The following is a 16670-nucleotide window of genomic DNA, read 5'->3' as shown; positions in this document are numbered from 1 at the left end:
CTCCGGTCAGCCATCCCAGACTGTTCAACTCCCAACACAATGCAACGCGACCCCCGGCAGAAGGATCCAACATGGCCCCACAACACCAAACACGCAACAGCCGCCGCCTATCACACGCATCTGGTTTAGCCTCCTCCGCTTTCGCTCGCCACTACTCACGGAATATCTTCTCCTACGGGTACTAAGATGTTTCACTTCCCCGCGTTCCCCCACCACCCTATACACGTTCAGATGATGGTAACCCAGCACAACCCAGGTTAGGTTCCCCCATTCGGACACCCTCGGATAATAACGCTCGCTCGCCAACTCCCCGAGGCATATCGCAGGCCGCAACGTCCTTCATCAGCTCTTGATACCAAGGCATCCACCGAATGCCCAACAAAACTAAACAAAACACAAAAAACAGTACAAACAAAAACATGCTCGCAACCACTATACAAATCACAAACAACCCACCACACACACCCACACCAACCAACACAACCAGCCAGCACGGGCGCGCAGGCCAACCCACCACACACGCACGCACGCAGAACACACAAACAATGCCCCCACACACGCACACTAACGGCGGACGCCAACACGGTGTTGAACGTGAACCCGACAGCGTGTCTGCTCATCAACTATACCCAACCCCAAAAACGCGCCCACACCCACCACCCACAACGGGCAGCAAACACATGCGAACACAAGAAAACAACCCCTCCACCACCACCCACCACCACAACAGCAGCAGCAGACAGCAATACAAGAAAAAAATTGCCTCCCACAAAAATCAGGGCTCCCTAGAAAGGAGGTGATCCAGCCGCACCTTCCGGTACGGCTACCTTGTTACGACTTCGTCCCAATCGCCAATCCCACCTTCGACCACTCCCCCCAGCAAAAACCGGTTAGGCCATGGGCTTCGGGTGTTACCAACTTTCGTGACGTGACGGGCGGTGTGTACAAGGCCCGAGAACGTATTCACCGCAGCGTTGCTGATCTGCGATTACTAGCGACTCCACCTTCATGGGGTCGAGTTGCAGACCCCAATCCGAACTGAGACTGGCTTTAAGGGATTCGCTCCACCTCACGATATCGCAACCCTCTGTACCAACCATTGTAGCATGCGTGAAGCCCAAGACATAAGGGGCATGATGATTTGACGTCATCCCCACCTTCCTCCGAGTTAACCCCGGCAGTCCCCCACGAGTCCCCACCACAACGTGCTGGCAACATAGGGCAAGGGTTGCGCTCGTTGCGGGACTTAACCCAACATCTCACGACACGAGCTGACGACAACCATGCACCACCTGCACACCCCCAACCAAATGCACGCACGTCTCCGCACGCCCAGGGCGCATGTCAAGCCTTGGTAAGGTTCTTCGCGTTGCATCGAATTAATCCGCATGCTCCGCCGCTTGTGCGGGCCCCCGTCAATTCCTTTGAGTTTTAGCCTTGCGGCCGTACTCCCCAGGCGGGGCACTTAAAGCGTTAGCTACGGCGCAGAAACCACGGGTGGCCCCCACACCTAGTGCCCAACGTTTACAGCGTGGACTACCAGGGTATCTAATCCTGTTCGCTCCCCACGCTTTCGCTCCTCAGCGTCAGTAACGGCCCAGAGACCCGCCTTCGCCACCGGTGTTCTTCCTGATATCTGCGCATTCCACCGCTACACCAGGAGTTCCAGTCTCCCCTACCGCACTCAAGCCAGCCCGTACCCACCGCACGCCCCCAGTTAAGCCAGAGGATTTCACGACAGACGCGACCAACCGCCTACAAGCCCTTTACGCCCAATAATTCCGGACAACGCTCGCGCCCTACGTATTACCGCGGCTGCTGGCACGTAGTTAGCCGGCGCTTCTTTACCCACTACCCTCACCACAACCCACAGTTGCGGCTTGACCATGAGCGAAAGAGGTTCACAACCCGAAGGCCTCCATCCCTCACGCGGCGTCGCTGCATCAGGCTTGCGCCCATTGTGCAATATTCCCCACTGCTGCCTCCCGTAGGAGTCTGGGCCGTATCTCAGTCCCAATGTGACCGGTCACCCTCTCAGGCCGGCTACCCGTCAAAGCCTTGGTAGGCCATCACCCCACCAACAAGCTGATAGGCCGCGAGCCCATCCCCCACCAGAAAAACCCTTTCCACCAACCCCCATGCGAAGACCAGTGAATATCCAGTATTAGCACCCATTTCCGGGCGTTATCCCAAAGAAGAGGGCAGGTTACTCACGTGTTACTCACCCGTTCGCCACTCATCCACCCAGCAAGCTAGGCTTCAGCGTTCGACTTGCATGTGTTAAGCACGCCGCCAGCGTTCGTCCTGAGCCAGGATCAAACTCTCCGAACAAAAACAAAACGTCAAAGCCCAGAAAAACCCACCACACAAAAAGGGCAGGCAATCCCAACCAAAAACACTCAAAAACAAAAAACAGGCATAAAAACAAACAAACACACTATCGAGTTCACAAACAACACCCACACAATCAAAAACACGCACCACAAGCACGCATCCCCAAAAGGCAAGACCACACCAAACACCAGAAACCAGACCCACAGCCCAGCACCACCATTCGGCGCAACGGAGAAAACAATACCCACCCCACACACCCAAAGTCAAACCAAACCACCGTAACCTCCACCACACCCCCACCACACACAACAAAGTTTCCTTCACCGACTGGCCCCTGAACAGCCACAACACGCTCCATTCACTCGGGCAGCGTTGCGGTCGCCACTAGAAACGCGGGGAAAACGAGCGGGCCCGACCGCGCCTCGTCAGCGCGGTCGGGCCCGTCTTGTGGCCGAAATGACTCTTAGTTCACGCCCATGTCAGGCTGGACCGGGATGTCGACGGTCGGCAGGTCGCGCACCGCGCGGCGTACGGCCTTGGACACGGCGGGCGCAACCCGCTTGTCGAAGGCGCCGGGAATGATGTAGGACGGCGAGAGCTCGTCCTCGGAGATAACGGAGGCGATGGCCACGGCGGCGACGCGCAGTACCTCGGTGGTAATCTCCTTGACCTTGGCGTCAAGTAGGCCGCGGAACAAACCGGGGAACGCCAGAACGTTGTTGATCTGGTTCGGGTAATCACTGCGTCCCGTGGCCACGACGGCGGCATGTTGGGCGGCGCCGATCGGATCAACTTCCGGAGTCGGATTCGCCAGAGCAAAGACGATCGCGCCTTCCGCCATGGTGGCAATATCGGTGGGCTGAAGGATATTGCCCGAGGAAACTCCGATGAACACGTCGGCGCCCTTCAGGACCTCCTTGAGGGAGCCGTGGACGTGGCGGGGGTTTGTCGCCTCGGCCAGTGCCCTGCGCGAGGGGTGCATGCCCTCCGTGTCGTCACCGGATAGCGCACCATTTCGTCCGCAGCCGATAATATCGCGCGCACCCTGTGCCAGCAGGAGGCGAATGATCGCGTTGCCGGCGGCCCCGACGCCCGAAACGACGATGCGCGCGTCCTCAATGTTCTTGCCCACGATCTTCAGCGCGTTAACGAGCGCGGACAGAACGACGATCGCCGTGCCGTGCTGGTCGTCGTGGAAAACCGGAATGTCGAGCTCGGCGCGCAGACGCTCCTCAATCTCGAAACAGCGCGGCGCGGAAATGTCCTCCAGGTTGATGCCGCCGTACGCCGGCGCGATCGCCTTGACGATCGAGATGATCTCTTCAGTGTCCTTCGTGTCCAGGACGACCGGCCAGGCGTCCACCCCACCGAACTCTTTGAAGAGGACGGCTTTGCCCTCCATGACGGGCAGCGCCGCCTCGGGGCCGATATCGCCCAGGCCGAGGACGGCGGTACCGTCTGAGACGACCGCAACCGTGTTGGCCTTCATAGTCAACAGGTGAGCTTTCTGGGGCATGTCGTGGATGGCGGTGCATACGCGAGCGACGCCCGGGGTGTACGCGCGTGACAGATCGTCGCGGTTGCGCAGGGGCACCTTCGAGTGGATCTCAACCTTGCCTCCGATGTGGCTCATGAAAGTCTGGTCAGCGACCGAGCCGGCGGAGACTCCCGGCAGTGCGTTAATGGCGTCGCGAACTTCGCGGCGGTGCTCAGAATCGCGCATGTCGCACGTGAGATCGATGATGATGTGTCCGCGGTCGGAGTCGGCCACGTCCAGGCCCTTAATCTGTGCTCCGGTCGCGGAAACCGCGTCAACAATAGACGCGATGGATGTCGTCCTCTCGTCCACCTCGATACGGTACGAAGCGGTGTACGACGGCGAAGTGCGCATGTTAGTCCTTTCTTCGGGCGCCCGGGCCATGCGGCACGGTTATCCTCAAGCGCTCATCCTAGGTAATTTCCCCGCTCGCCCGATAGAGGAAGGCCACAACGTGGACAACGGAATGCTCATTTTCGAGGCGGCGGCTCCCGCGTGCTCACTGGTTAAACCAGCAGCAACACCGAGACGGCGGATGCGTGTGGGAGAATCGGAGCGATCCCTCCCACACGCATCCGAGCGGCCTTAAGCGCCAACCATCTCCATGATCAGCTCGCGCACGCGGGCGGCGTCTGCCTGCCCGCGGGTCGCCTTCATGACGGCACCGACGAGGGCGCCTGCGGCCTGCACCTTTCCGCCCCTGATCTTCTCGACGATGTCGGGGTTGGCATCCAGTGCCTCCTGGACGGCCGCCGTGAGCGCGCCGTCGTCGGAGACGACCTCGAGGCCACGGGCCTCGACGACCTGCGCCGGGCCACCTTCGCCCGCCAGCACGCCCTCAAGGGCCTGGCGCGCCAGTTTGTCGTTGATACGACCGGAGTCAATCAGCCCCTGCAGCTCGGCGACTTGAGCGGGGCTGACCCCGGCCTCATCCAAGGGAACCTCGCGTTCCTTGGCGCGGCGCGAGATCTCGCCCATCCACCACTTGCGCGCGGAAGCCGGATCACAGCCCGCGCCGACGGTGGCTTCGATCAGCTCAAGCGCCCCCGCGTTGATGACGTCACGCATCTCCATGTCCGCGTATCCCCACTCGGCGCGCAGGCGGCGCCGCTTGGCGACGGGCAGCTCCGGCAGAGAAGCGCGCAGCTCCTCCACCCACTCCCGATCCGGGCGGATCGGGACCAGGTCGGGCTCCGGAAAGTAGCGATAGTCCTCGGAGTCAGACTTCTCGCGGCCGGACGACGTGGAGCCGTCCTCCTCGTGGTAGTGACGGGTTTCCTGCAGGATCACTCCGCCCTCGGACAGGATCTTGGCCTGCCGCTGCATCTCGTAGCGCACGGCGGAAGCGATACCGCGGAAAGAGTTCACGTTCTTCGTCTCGGTGCGGGTCCCCAGCGGCACGTCCGGGCCAGGACGCAGCGAAACGTTGATGTCGGCGCGCACGTTACCACGCTCCATGCGGGCCTCGGACACGTCCAGCGCGCGGAAGATGTCGCGCAGGGCCTGCACGTAGGCGGCCGCCACCTCGGGTGCCCGCTCCCCCGCCCCCTCGATCGGCCGGGTAACGATCTCGACCAGGGGCACGCCCGCGCGGTTGTAGTCCACCAGCGAGTAGTCCGCGCCTTGGATGCGCCCGTCGGCACCGCCGATGTGGGTGTTCTTGCCCGCGTCCTCCTCCATGTGGGCGCGCTCGATCTGGACGCGGAACATGGTGCCGTCCTCGAGCTCGACGTCAACGTAGCCGTCTGCCGCGATCGGCTCATCGGACTGGGAGGTCTGGAATGCCTTGGTCAGATCCGGGTAGAAGTAGTTTTTGCGCGCAAAGCGGCAGTACTGCGCGATCTCGCAGTTCAGGGCCAGGCCGATCTTGATGGCGTACTCCACAGCCCTACGGTTGACGACCGGCAGGGAACCGGGCAACCCCAGCGACACGGGGGTGACGTAGGTGTTCGGGTCGCCGCCAAAGGCGTTGGGGGCGGCGTCGAACATCTTCGTCTTGGTTCCCAGCTCGACGTGCACCTCGATACCGAGAACCGGGTCGAAGCGGCGGGCCGCCTCGTCGTAATCCATGAGCTCACTCATCACTTTTCCTCCCAGTTAGCTGCGGGGCAGGAGCCCGCGACGTCGTCGCTGAGGGCCTCCACCAGGGAGGCCACCTTGTACATGACCAGGTCGCCGCGTGCGGGCGCGAGCACCTGGAATCCGATCGGTAGGCCCTGCGAGGACACGGCGTTGGGCACATTCATGCCGGGGATCCCCGCCAGGTTCGCGGGGATTGTGGCGACGTCGTTGAGGTACATGGCCAGCGGGTCGGACGTCTTTTCACCGAACTTGAAGGCCGTGGTGGGGGCCGTCGGCGAGACGAGCACGTCGACCCTGTCGAAGACCGCGTCGAAGTCACGCTGGATGAGCGTGCGAACCTTCTGTGCGCTGCCGTAGTAGGCGTCGTAATAGCCGGCGGAGAGCACGTGTGTGCCCAGGATGATGCGGCGCTTGACCTCGTCGCCGAATCCGGCTCCGCGGGTGGCCGCCATGACGCGTTCGGCGGTGACGGGGCTCTCGGCGGGCTCGACGCGGATGCCGTAGCGCATGCCGTCAAAGCGGGCCAGGTTGGAAGACACCTCGGCGGGCATGATCAGGTAGTAGGCGGCCAGCGCGTACTCGAGGTTGGGGCAGGATACTTCGACGACCTCGGCCCCGGCCTCGCGGAGCCGATCGACCGTGGCGTTGAAAGCGTCGATGACGTCCTTCTCGTAGCCGTCCCCACCAAGTTCCTTGACGACGCCGACCCTGAGGCCGTTGATCTTCCCCTGCTCGGCAACGGAGCGGACGGCCTCGGTGAGCGCGGGGACGGGCTCGTTCAGCGAGGTCGAGTCGGACGGGTCGAACCCGCCGACGAGTTCGGTCAGGGCGGCGGCGTCGGCGACCGTGCGGGTGACGGGGCCGATCTGGTCCAGGGACGAGGCCATGGCGATCAGTCCGTACCGCGACACCGCGCCGTAGGTGGGCTTGGCGCCGACCGTGCCGGTCACGAAGCCGGGTTGACGGATGGAGCCGCCGGTGTCGGAACCGAGCGCGAGGGGCACCATGTAGGCTGCGACGGCGGCCGCGGATCCGCCGCCGGATCCGCCGGGGATGCGCTCTAAATCCCACGGGTTCTTCGTGGCGCCGAACGCGGAGTGTTCGGTGGAGGAGCCCATGGCGAACTCGTCCATGTTGGTCTTGCCGACGATGGGCAGGCCGGCTTTCTTGATCTTGAGGACGACCGTGGCGTCGTAGGGGGGCTGCCAGTCGCCGAGGATCCTGGAGGCGCAGGTGGTGCGCAGGCCGCGCGTGACCATGTTGTCCTTAATGGCAATGGGCACGCCTGCCAGGCGGTGCAGGCTCTCCCCCGCGGCGCGGCGTGCGTCCACGTCGGCGGCGGTGGCCAGGGCGCCCTCACGGTCGACGGTGATGAAGGCGCGGACGCGATCGTCGATGGCGTCGATGCGGTCCAGGCACGCCCGGGTCAGCTCGACGGAGGTGATGTGCCCGGCGGCCAACATGTCGGCCAGCTCCAGGGCGTTCTTCTTCAGCAGGTCGTTCATCATTCCTCCCCCAGGATCTGCGGCACCAGGAACATGCCGTCCTGCGCGGCAGGCGCCTGCGCGAGGACCTCGTCGCGGTCCACGGTGGCCCCCACTTCGTCCACGCGCCACACGTTGGTGAGCGGAATCGGGTGGGAGGTGGCGGGAACGTCGGGGGTGGCGACCTGCGACACCTTGGAAACCGCGTCGGCGATCGCGTCGAGTTCGCCCGCGAAGCGTGTGATTTCCTCGTCGGTCAATGCGATGTGGGCCAGGCCCGCGACGCGGGCGACCTCGTCAGTACTAATGCGTGACATGTGTGGCATCCTACCCGTATGGTCTTTTCACAGCGACGCCAACTCACCAGGCAGACGTGGTCGATCGTCAAGAAGGCGGGGATTGCGGTGCTGGCCGCCCAGGCGGCGGCGATCGTCACCGTGCATGCGATCGACCGGATGCGCACGGCTCGCATCCCCGGCGGCGTGCACGGTTTCCCGACGTTGCCCCCGCGGACACTGAGATCGGGAAGACGGTGGCGCGCACGTACACGGAGGGCATGTCCCTGTACGAGGACATGCTTGAGGCCATCAGGGGGGCGAAGCACCACATTTATTTCGAGACCTTCATTTGGCGGTCGGACCGATGGGGTCAGCGCTTCAAGAACGCGCTGATCGATGCGGCGGCACGCGGGGTCGAGGTTTTCTGCGTCTGGGATGGCTTCGGCGTGCTCAACCAGGATCTGCGTTTCTATCGCTTTCCATCGATGAAGCACCTGCACGTGCGTCGATTCCCGACGCTGCGTTCGGGTTTCTTCACGCTCAACATCCGCCGCACCGGCCAGGACCACCGCAAGATCCTGGTGGTGGACGGCGAGGTCGGCTTCGTGGGCGGCTACAACATCGGCGATCCTTTTGCCCACGAGTGGCGGGACACGCACGTGCGCGTGAGCGGCGAGGCCGTGTGGGAGCTGGAAAACGGTTTCGTCGACTTCTGGAATCATTTCCGCCCGTCGACCGCCCCCCTGCTGCCCGACCAGGGGGCGCGTGCGTGGAGCGCGGACGTGACCGCGCAGTTTAACCTCCCGCACAGCCTGCTCTACCCGATCCGCGGCATGTACATTGACGCGATCGAACGGGCGATCGACCGGGTGCTGATCACGACCGCCTATTTCATCCCGGACCGCGAGGTCCTGGCCGCCCTGATTGCGGCTGCCCGCAGGGGCGTGCACGTGCAGGTCCTGATCCCGGAGTATTCGAACCACATCATGGCGGACTGGGTGGCGCGCCCCTATTACGGTGAGCTGCTGCGCGAGGGGGTTCAGATCTGGCTGTATCGCCACGCGATGGTTCATTCGAAGACGATGACGGTCGACGGGCGCTGGTCCACGATCGGCACGGCGAACATCGATCGTCTTTCCATGCGCGGCAACTACGAGGTGTGCCTGCAGTTCCACTCGCGCGAGCTGGCCGAGCGCATGGAGGAGATCTTCGCCAACGACCTGACGACCTCCCGCCGCCTGACGATCGACGAATGGGAGCGTCGTTCCCTGCTCACCCGCATCGGCGAGACGCTGCTCGGCCCCTTCGAGCCGCTCCTCTGAGTGCCCTGTGCCCTCGGTGGCGAGGCCGAGGTGCGTCGCGCCTCAGGCGGGCGGCGCCGGGAGTCGATGGCCTGCCAGCCCGGGCCTCGTCACAGGCCAACGGCGGCGAGGCCCCCCTCAAGGAGGTCGCCGAACTGCTGCTCAGTGATGACGGGGACGCCCAGGGACTCGGCCTTGGCGGCCTTGGAACCCGCGCCGGGTCCCGCGACCACCAGGGAGGTCTTCTTCGAGACCGAGCCCGAGGCCTTGCCTCCGCGCGAGGTGATGGCTTCCTTGGCACCCTCACGGTCGTATCCGGGCATCGCACCGGAGACCACGATCGTCAAGCCTGCAAGCACGTCAGAGATCGCCTGTTGCGGCTCATCGGCCATCCTCACCCCCGCGCGCGCCCACGCCTCCAGCACGCCCAGGTGCCAGTCCACCGTGAACCAGTCGAGGAGGGAGCGCGCGATCACCTCACCGACGCCCTCGACGACCGACAGCTCCTCGACGGAGGCGGCGCGCAGCGCGTCCATGGAATGGAACGCGTCCGCGAGCGCGCGGGCGGCCGTGGGGCCGACGTGGCGGATCGACAGGGCGACGAGGACGCGCGCGAGGGGCTGGGACTTGGCGCGCTCCATCTCGTCTAGCATCTGGGTGAGCATCTTCGAGGCCGTGGAGCTCACCTGCTCGTAGACGATCGCGCCCTTCACCCTCTTGGCCTTGTGGGCCTTCGTCCAGAAGTAGCGGACCTGCGCCCAGTCGCCAGTGGGCTCCCCCTTGACGGTGGTGGGCCGCCACACCATGACGTCGCGCACGTCCTCTGCCCTCAGGTCAAAGAGCGCGGACTCGGCGGTCAGGACGGGGGCTTGGGGTTCGGGGAGCATCGCGTCGGCGGTGGCCAGCTGCTCCGCGTGGGGCAGGTCCCCGGCGTCGGCGAGCTCCAGGCGCGTTCCGTCCTCCAGGACGACGGCGTGCCCGGCCACCAGGGCGGCGGCGACCTGGTCGCGGTTGTTCTCAGGCTGGGTGAGGGCCAGGGCCGCCTCATCCCCCAACCCCTCGATGTCGAGGGCGGAGCGGGCACCGATGTGCGCGATGCGCTCGGTGATCTGGGCGGGGCAGGCCGCCTTGTTCGGGCAGCGCAGGTCCACGTCTCCCTCCTTCTCCTCCACCAGGAGCGTGCCGCACGACGGGCATGCTGTGGGCATGGCGAACTCTCGTTCGGAGCCGTTGCGCGCATCCTCCACGGGGGCGACGATCTCGGGGATGACGTCGCCCGCCTTGCGCAGGACCACGAGGTCGCCGATGAGGACGCCCTTACGGGCGACCTCCTGGGCGTTGTGCAGGGTGGCGCGCGAGACGTTGGAACCGGAGACCAGCACGGTGTCCATGACGCCGTAGGGCGTGACGCGGCCCGTGCGGCCGACCTGGACGCGGATGTCCAGCAGTCGCGTGTGGACCTCCTCGGGCGGGAACTTGTAGGCGGCCGCCCACCTGGGGGCGCGCGAGGTGGCGCCGAGGGAACGCTGAAGCGCGAGGTCGTCGATCTTGACGACCACGCCGTCGATCTCGTGGTCGAGGTCGTGGCGCGCCTGCCCGATCTGCGCGATGCGTTCCTCGATGGCTTTCCTCCCCGCAAGGAGCTTCGTATAGGGCGATACGGGTAGCCCCCAGGCTCGCATCTGTTCGTACCAGCCGTGCTGGGTGGTCGGCTCGGTGAAGTCTGCTCCGGCCTCGACGAAGCCGACCCCGTGAACGACCATCGACAACGGGCGTTTGGCGGTCTGGGCCGGGTCTTTCTGGCGCAGGGAGCCGGCTGCGGCATTGCGCGGGTTCACGAAGGTCTTTTCGCCGGCGGCGACGCGGGCCTCGTTGAAGGTCGCGAAGGCGGTGACCGGGAAATACACCTCGCCGCGCACCTCGACGCGTCTGGGCACCGTTCCGGCGAGGGCCTTCGGGATGGACGCGATCGTGCGCGCGTTGGCGGTAATGTCCTCGCCGACGTAGCCGTCCCCTCGGGTGGCGGCTCGCACGAGGCGGCCCTCCTCGTACAGGAGGTTGATGGCCAGCCCGTCGACCTTGACCTCGGTGGTCATGGGCAGGTCTGCGATGCCCGTCACCTGGCTCATGCGTTCCTCCCAGCCGGCCAGCTCTTCCAGGGAAAAAACGTCATCGAGTGACATCATCTGGGCAAGATGGCGCACCTCGGTAAACGAGGAATCGACGCTTCCTCCCACGCTTGCGGTCGGAGAGTCCGCGCCGCGCAGCTGCGGGTAGCGCTCCTCGATCTCCCCCAATTCACGGTAGAGGCGGTCGTAATCTGCGTCCGAGAGAGTGGGCGAATCGCGGTCGTAGTAGGCGGCGCGCGCCTCCTCGATGCGCCGGACGAGGTCGTTGTGGCGGTCGCGTGTCGTCTCGAACGTGGAGTTAGCCATGGGGTCATTGTCGCATTGGTCGAGTGGGCAGGCGGCGGAAGGCCCACACCCGGCGAGGTGTCCTTATCCACACGGGCACCGCGCGTTCCGTTGTCCACAGGGATCGTTTTCCGCACGCGACCGTCCACAAGGTTCGCCGCAGCGTTTGTTCGCGCCCGGGGGCGGTTTGATCGTTGTTCCATGAACGATCGCGGTTGCCTCGCGCGCGCTGCCCTGCGCACGGACCTGCACCTGGCCTGCGTCGAGGGTCCCGACGTCGGACTGGCCCTCGCTCCCGGAGTGGTTGGACGCGCGGGGGACATTCCGTTGTCCAGCGCGAGCATCGCACGCGAGCACGCGATCTTTTCGACGACAAACGGAAAGGCTGTCCTGCGCTCTGTCGGCTCTTCTTCGATCCGACGCGTGTCCCGCCTGCGCGTGCCGCTGCCCGCACGCGACGGACGAGCGCTGGGACCGGGCGCCACGATTCGCCTGGGTGAGGACACTTTCGAGGTCCGTCCACGGCCTCGTCGCCTGACGTGGCCGGGCAGCGATCGACCAGGCCGCGGGGTGTTCAAGGGGTTCTCCCTCCTGCGGGTGCTTCCCCTGGTCTCTGCGATCCTCATGCTCGCGCTGATGGCCTGGCGCCTGCGCGCCATGTCTCCCCGACCGGCGTTGCTCCTGCCTCTTGCAGGGTGTTTCATCGCGGCGCTGCTCGGCGCGGCGATAGCCCTGGCGTTCCGCGCACATCGGCGTCGTCTCGGCTGGGACGGAGCGGCTCTGTCTCTCGTCCTGGCGTCGCTCCCCGCATCGGCAGATGCTCCCCGTTCGTTGCGAGCACCCGTGTGGCCGGGGAGGGCATCGACCCTGAGACGGCGCCTCACGCTGGTGGCACCCGTTGAGGCCAGCTACTCGGCAGGAGCGTCGTCGATCGGCGTCGTGGGGGCGCATGCGGCGCAGTGCGCGCTGTGGTGCGCGGGACAGGTGGCAGCCCAGGCGGGGGGAGCTCGCGTCTGGTGGAACTGCGCGGCGCCCGTCTTGCTCGGACACGCGGGAGTCACCATCCACGTGAGCGACCGCGAAACGTGCCCGCATTGTTCGAGTGCCGCAAAAGGAAACGGCCCGGTCCTCCACATCGGATACGCGTCCCGCGTCGCAGACCTGCCATCGTGGTGTGCTCAGGTGTGCGTCACCGACGACCAGCCCGTCGCCGCCAACTGGTGGTGGACCGTGACGCGGATGGACAGGCGGGACGCACTGCCCTCGCGCGTCGATTGGGATCCTTCGTCCGTTCACGCTCAAGCGGGAACCCTCAGTGTGCCGATCGGACAGTCGGAAAGTGGGAGGGTTGACCTGGACCTGGTATCCGATGGACCGCATGCCCTCGTCGCGGGATGCACGGGCTCGGGCAAGTCGGAGGCGTTGATTGTCTGGCTCGCCGCAATCGCCTACTGCTACTCACCGGAGAGGGTCAGATTCGTCCTCATCGATTACAAGGGTGGCTCCACCTTCGCCCGCCTGAAGGAGCTGCCGCACACGCAGGTGCTCCTCACAGACCTTGACGCGGGGGCGACGAGCCGCGCTCTCGACGGAATCGCCCATGTCCTGCGGCAGCGGGAGGAGTCCCTGCACGAGCTGGGGTTTCCCGACCTCGCCACCTGGGAGCTCAGATACGACGCGGATCCTCACTCTGTTCCCTCTCCCCCCGCTCGGCTGATCATCGCCATCGACGAGTTCCGGGTTCTTTCCCAGACCCACCCAGCGTCGATGGAAGTCCTGCTGCGCTTGGCGGCGCAGGGACGCAGCCTCGGCCTGCACCTCATCGCCGCGACCCAGCGCCCTTCCGGTGCGGTCAGCGCGCAGATGCGCGCGAATATGGACATCCGCCTGGCCCTGCGCTGCCTGAGCGCCGCCGACTCGACGGACATCCTCGAAGACGCCCGCGCCGCCTCGCTACCGCGCATCCCCGGACGCGCCGTGCTGGCGGGAGTCGGGACGATACAGCTGACGTACATGCCGGACGCCGCTTCCGTCGTCTCCAGCTGCATGCGCGCGTGGCCGGGGGCATCAGCTGCGCCCCTGTGGGCCCCTCCACTGCCTGAGAACCTGACGTGGGAGGACGTTGATGCCGCGCCTCCTCCACCGGCCACCCCCGCTTTCCCGGCAGCGGCGGGATCGGTCGACTCGCCAGCCCGTGAGCACGCCCCCGTGGGGCTCGGCCTCGTTGAGGGGATCGAGGGGCACCAGCTAGTCTCGTGGGACGGCGGGAGCATCCAGATACAGACCAGCGCTCACGAGGCTGCCCTCGCCTCGTGTTGGGTGGTATCGATCGCCTCCAGGATCGCGCGCATCACCCACCTCCCCCTGCACGTCATTGGAGAGGCGCGCATCCCCGGTGCGGCCTCTCACCTACCAGAAGAGGACCCCGCCGTCATCGATGTGTTGGAAGAAGCGTGCGAACACGGCCCGCTGATCCTCGCAATCACGGACGTTCCCGCCCTGCGCTCCGCGCTCACCCACGCGCTGACTGAGCCGGGGGCACAGGCCCTGTGGACCTCCCTGCTGGGACGCGCCAGGCGCGCCAACGTCGTCATCGTCGCGGCGTACGCGGGCCGTTTCACACCCTCCAGCGCAGCATTGGGGGCCTTCGCCATGCGCCTCGTGCGGGCCAGAGACGCGGACGAGGCTCTGCACGCCGGCATCGCCCCGGCCGATCTGCGAGCGCTGGGCGAGCATCAGGCGCTCCTCGCACGTCCCGGGGAACCCACGCTTCTCGCGTGCTTTCCCACCGCGAGCGCTCTCCTAAACGAAGGCGCTAAAAGCGACACACCCTGCTGGAGGATCCCCTCCCTCACGCAGGCTGCAACCATGGTCAGCAGTGCCGCCTTTCCGGTCCTGATCGGTCCCGAGCACGCCCCGCCCTCGTGGCAGGAAATAAAGCCGTGGATCGTCATCGGCCAGGAACGCGATACCCGGACTGTTCGGGCGATCCATGAGGCGCTGGGATGGGCAGCTCCCAGAATCACCGACGTCATTCCAGAAGCCGCATGGACCCGTATCACCAGATGGGACGATCACCGCGTGCTCGCGCTCAACCCATCAGACAACGTGATTCGCGCGCTTATTCACTCCAGCCGTCGCCATCCGTCATCGATTGCAGCACGCCGCTGGAGCCCCTCATGCGGACTGATCTGCGAGAGCGGCACACTGACCACCATCCAATTGACCGACGGGTCAGTTAATACCTAAGTCCCAGCAAATTCACCCGCCGTGACCAGACGCATAGTGACTTCCCTGTTTCGCTGTTACCGCCGCCTTGCACGACTAGGATGACGTAACAGAGACTGACAAGGGAATCAGCGGAGCATCAGGCGAACGGCGACACAAGGAGCACTCACATGGACTGGCGCAGCAGGGCGGCATGCCTGACAGTCGATCCCGAAATCTTTTTCCCCATCGGCAGCACGGGTCCCGCCATCATCCAGATGGCCAAAGCAAAGGCCGTCTGCCGCGAATGCTCCGTGAAGGGCGTCTGCCTCCGGTGGGCCATCGACAATAACCAAGACTCCGGAGTCTGGGGCGGAATGAGCGAAGAAGAACGCCGGTCCCTTAAACGCCGCGCGGCGCGCGCACGCCGCGTCGGCTGTTGACCACCCGGGCACGCCAAACGGCACCCACGAACAGGGCCGAGGATCCACTCAGGGGATCCCCGGCCTCGTTAACACCTGGCGGAGGCAACCTCTTCGTTCATCCGCTGCTGTTTCGTCCGCTCACGCGGGATCCAGGTTGATCACCAGCGTCACGAGAGTGCCGCCATCCTCCCTCGGGGCCCACTCGATGGAACCGCGCAGTTCCCCGCGCACCATTTGGTGGACGATCTGCGTGCCCAGGCCGCTCATGGGCGTGCCGGGCACGAAGCCCGCGCCATCATCCGCGACGGTCACGGTCATGACCAGCCCCTCGCGCCGCGCACACACTTCGATGCGCCCATCGCGGTCGGCCAAACCGTGCTCGACGGAATTAGCGACCAGCTCGTTCAGGACGGTCGCCAGGGCCTGCGCCTGATCGGCTAAGATCGTCCCGAAGCGTCCCATCGTGACGACCTCGACCCCGTGATCCGTGGACGCGATGGCTCCCGACATGCGCACGACGGTGCGCGCGACCTCATCAAAGTCGACTGACTCGTCAACGTTTTGCGACAGGGCCGCGTGCACGGTCGCGATGGCCTGAATGCGCCGCTCCGCCTCGGCCAGAGCAACCTTCACAGCTTCCTCCGAGGAGCGACGCGACTGGAGGCGCAGCAGCGCAGAAACGGTCTGCAGATTGTTCTTGACGCGGTGGTGGATCTCACGGATTGTCGCGTCTTTCGTCATGAGAGCCTGCTCGTGCCGGTGCATTTCGGACACGTCCCGCGTGAGGATCACGGCCCCCAGGCGCTTGCGGCCATTGACGAGGGGAAGCGCACGCATGGTGATGGTCGATGCGCGCGCGGTGATCTCCACGCGCCAGGAGGCCCGCCCCATGACGACGACCGCCATCGATTCTTCGATGAGGGATTCATCCCCGATAACCTGCGTGATTTCCTGGGCGAGAACCTTTCCGGTCACGTGGGAGCGGATCCCCAGGCGCCGCAGGCAGGACACCGCGTTGGGCGTCGCCTGCTGAACCCGCCCATCGGCGTCGATCAGGAGGGCTCCGTCGAGGACCCGCGGTACGCCGTGGGAGGTGACCTGCGGCGTCGAATCGTAGGGGTACTCGCCGCGCGCCATCATCTGGCACAGGGTGTCGGCCGCTGCCACGGTCCACCCCTCAAATCCGAGGGACAGACGCGGGCTGGACAGGTTCGCTTCGCGCGTGACGACGGCGATGATGCGGCCGTCGTGGCAAACGGGCACACAGGTTTCCATCATCGAGTAGGTGCCCGCCCAGCGCGCGGAGGGTGAACGCACGACCTGTCCGGTCTGGATGGCTCGTCGCAGTTCGATCTCGCGAGCGGCGGGCAGGTGCAGCCCGATGATGTCGTCAACGTGGACCGTCGTTGACGTCGCGGGCCGACAGTGCGCGGCGGCAATGAAGCGTCCGTCGTCTGCGGGCAGCCACAGGACCAGGTCGGCGGCCGCCAGATCAGCCAGCACCTGCCAGTCCGCGAGGAGTAGGTGCAGCCAATCGATGTCCTTCTCCGACAGCGGTGTTGAAGAGGCTTCTTCAGCTAACTGCATGAGGCTACGCATGGTCCTACT

Annotated in this window: 8 protein-coding genes, 2 rRNA genes and 1 pseudogene; 3 read left to right on the top strand and 8 right to left on the bottom strand. The window is 65.1% G+C overall.

What is annotated here, in order from left to right; genetic code table 11:
- The 6 genes from BLT68_RS08110 to gatC all read right to left on the bottom strand — a co-directional run.
- Positions 1 to 391, bottom strand: a 23S ribosomal RNA gene (locus BLT68_RS08110); the annotation flags it as partial.
- A 398-nt stretch (positions 392 to 789) separates the two neighbouring features.
- Positions 790 to 2331: ribosomal RNA gene (locus tag BLT68_RS08105) — 16S ribosomal RNA — on the bottom strand.
- A gap of 466 nt (positions 2332 to 2797) precedes the next feature.
- On the bottom strand, positions 2798 to 4225 hold the full coding sequence (locus BLT68_RS08100) for an NAD-dependent malic enzyme (RefSeq protein WP_074633599.1): 1428 nt from the start codon (positions 4223 to 4225) through the stop codon (positions 2798 to 2800).
- Between the two features lie 231 nt (positions 4226 to 4456).
- Entirely contained in the window at positions 4457 to 5953 is a 1497-nt protein-coding gene (gene gatB, locus BLT68_RS08095) for an Asp-tRNA(Asn)/Glu-tRNA(Gln) amidotransferase subunit GatB (protein ID WP_074633598.1), read from the bottom strand.
- Positions 5953 to 7458, bottom strand: coding sequence for an Asp-tRNA(Asn)/Glu-tRNA(Gln) amidotransferase subunit GatA (gatA, locus tag BLT68_RS08090; RefSeq protein ID WP_074633596.1), 1506 nt, complete (start codon positions 7456 to 7458; stop codon positions 5953 to 5955). Before gatA ends, gatB begins: the two co-directional genes overlap by 1 nt.
- Positions 7458 to 7754, bottom strand: a complete 297-nt coding sequence (gatC, locus tag BLT68_RS08085; RefSeq protein ID WP_050694538.1) for an Asp-tRNA(Asn)/Glu-tRNA(Gln) amidotransferase subunit GatC — start codon at positions 7752 to 7754, stop codon at positions 7458 to 7460. The genes gatA and gatC overlap by 1 nt, the downstream gene beginning before the upstream one ends.
- Positions 7755 to 7772: 18 nt before the next feature.
- On the opposite strand from gatC, the pseudogene BLT68_RS08080 reads away from it, so the two are divergent.
- Positions 7773 to 9037 (top strand): annotated as a pseudogene (locus BLT68_RS08080) (phospholipase D-like domain-containing protein).
- An 89-nt stretch (positions 9038 to 9126) separates the two neighbouring features.
- Here the strand turns inward: BLT68_RS08080 and ligA are convergent.
- Positions 9127 to 11451, bottom strand: a complete 2325-nt coding sequence (gene ligA / locus BLT68_RS08075) for an NAD-dependent DNA ligase LigA (protein ID WP_074633594.1) — start codon at positions 11449 to 11451, stop codon at positions 9127 to 9129.
- A gap of 180 nt (positions 11452 to 11631) precedes the next feature.
- Here ligA and BLT68_RS08070 point away from each other — a divergent pair, with 180 nt between their 5' ends.
- A complete protein-coding gene (locus BLT68_RS08070) occupies positions 11632 to 14679 on the top strand; it encodes an FHA domain-containing protein (RefSeq protein WP_074633593.1) in 3048 nt (1015 codons plus the stop codon).
- Between the two features lie 149 nt (positions 14680 to 14828).
- Entirely contained in the window at positions 14829 to 15080 is a 252-nt protein-coding gene (locus BLT68_RS08065; protein ID WP_050694535.1) for a WhiB family transcriptional regulator, read from the top strand.
- 120 nt (positions 15081 to 15200) lie between these two features.
- Here BLT68_RS08065 and BLT68_RS08060 read toward each other — a convergent pair whose 3' ends face one another.
- Positions 15201 to 16661: a sensor histidine kinase gene (locus tag BLT68_RS08060; RefSeq protein WP_074633591.1), complete on the bottom strand. Its 1461-nt coding sequence runs from the start codon at positions 16659 to 16661 to the stop codon at positions 15201 to 15203.
- Positions 16662 to 16670: the final 9 nt, after the last annotated feature.

The sequence above is a fragment of the Schaalia meyeri genome, from assembly GCF_900105015.1.
GTDB lineage: Bacteria > Actinomycetota > Actinomycetes > Actinomycetales > Actinomycetaceae > Pauljensenia > Pauljensenia meyeri.
This window is presented reverse-complemented; position numbering and strand designations above follow the sequence as displayed.

Excerpts from the sequence above, each read along its gene's own strand:
- BLT68_RS08100 (WP_074633599.1), bottom strand. The coding sequence starts at position 4,225 with ATGCGCACTTCGCCGTCGTACACCGCTTCGTACCGTATCGAGGTGGAC.
- gatB (WP_074633598.1), bottom strand. The coding sequence starts at position 5,953 with ATGAGTGAGCTCATGGATTACGACGAGGCGGCCCGCCGCTTCGACCCG.
- gatA (WP_074633596.1), bottom strand. The coding sequence starts at position 7,458 with ATGAACGACCTGCTGAAGAAGAACGCCCTGGAGCTGGCCGACATGTTG.
- gatC (WP_050694538.1), bottom strand. The coding sequence starts at position 7,754 with ATGTCACGCATTAGTACTGACGAGGTCGCCCGCGTCGCGGGCCTGGCC.
- ligA (WP_074633594.1), bottom strand. The coding sequence starts at position 11,451 with ATGGCTAACTCCACGTTCGAGACGACACGCGACCGCCACAACGACCTC.
- BLT68_RS08070 (WP_074633593.1), top strand. The coding sequence starts at position 11,632 with ATGAACGATCGCGGTTGCCTCGCGCGCGCTGCCCTGCGCACGGACCTG.
- BLT68_RS08065 (WP_050694535.1), top strand. The coding sequence starts at position 14,829 with ATGGACTGGCGCAGCAGGGCGGCATGCCTGACAGTCGATCCCGAAATC.
- BLT68_RS08060 (WP_074633591.1), bottom strand. The coding sequence starts at position 16,661 with ATGCGTAGCCTCATGCAGTTAGCTGAAGAAGCCTCTTCAACACCGCTG.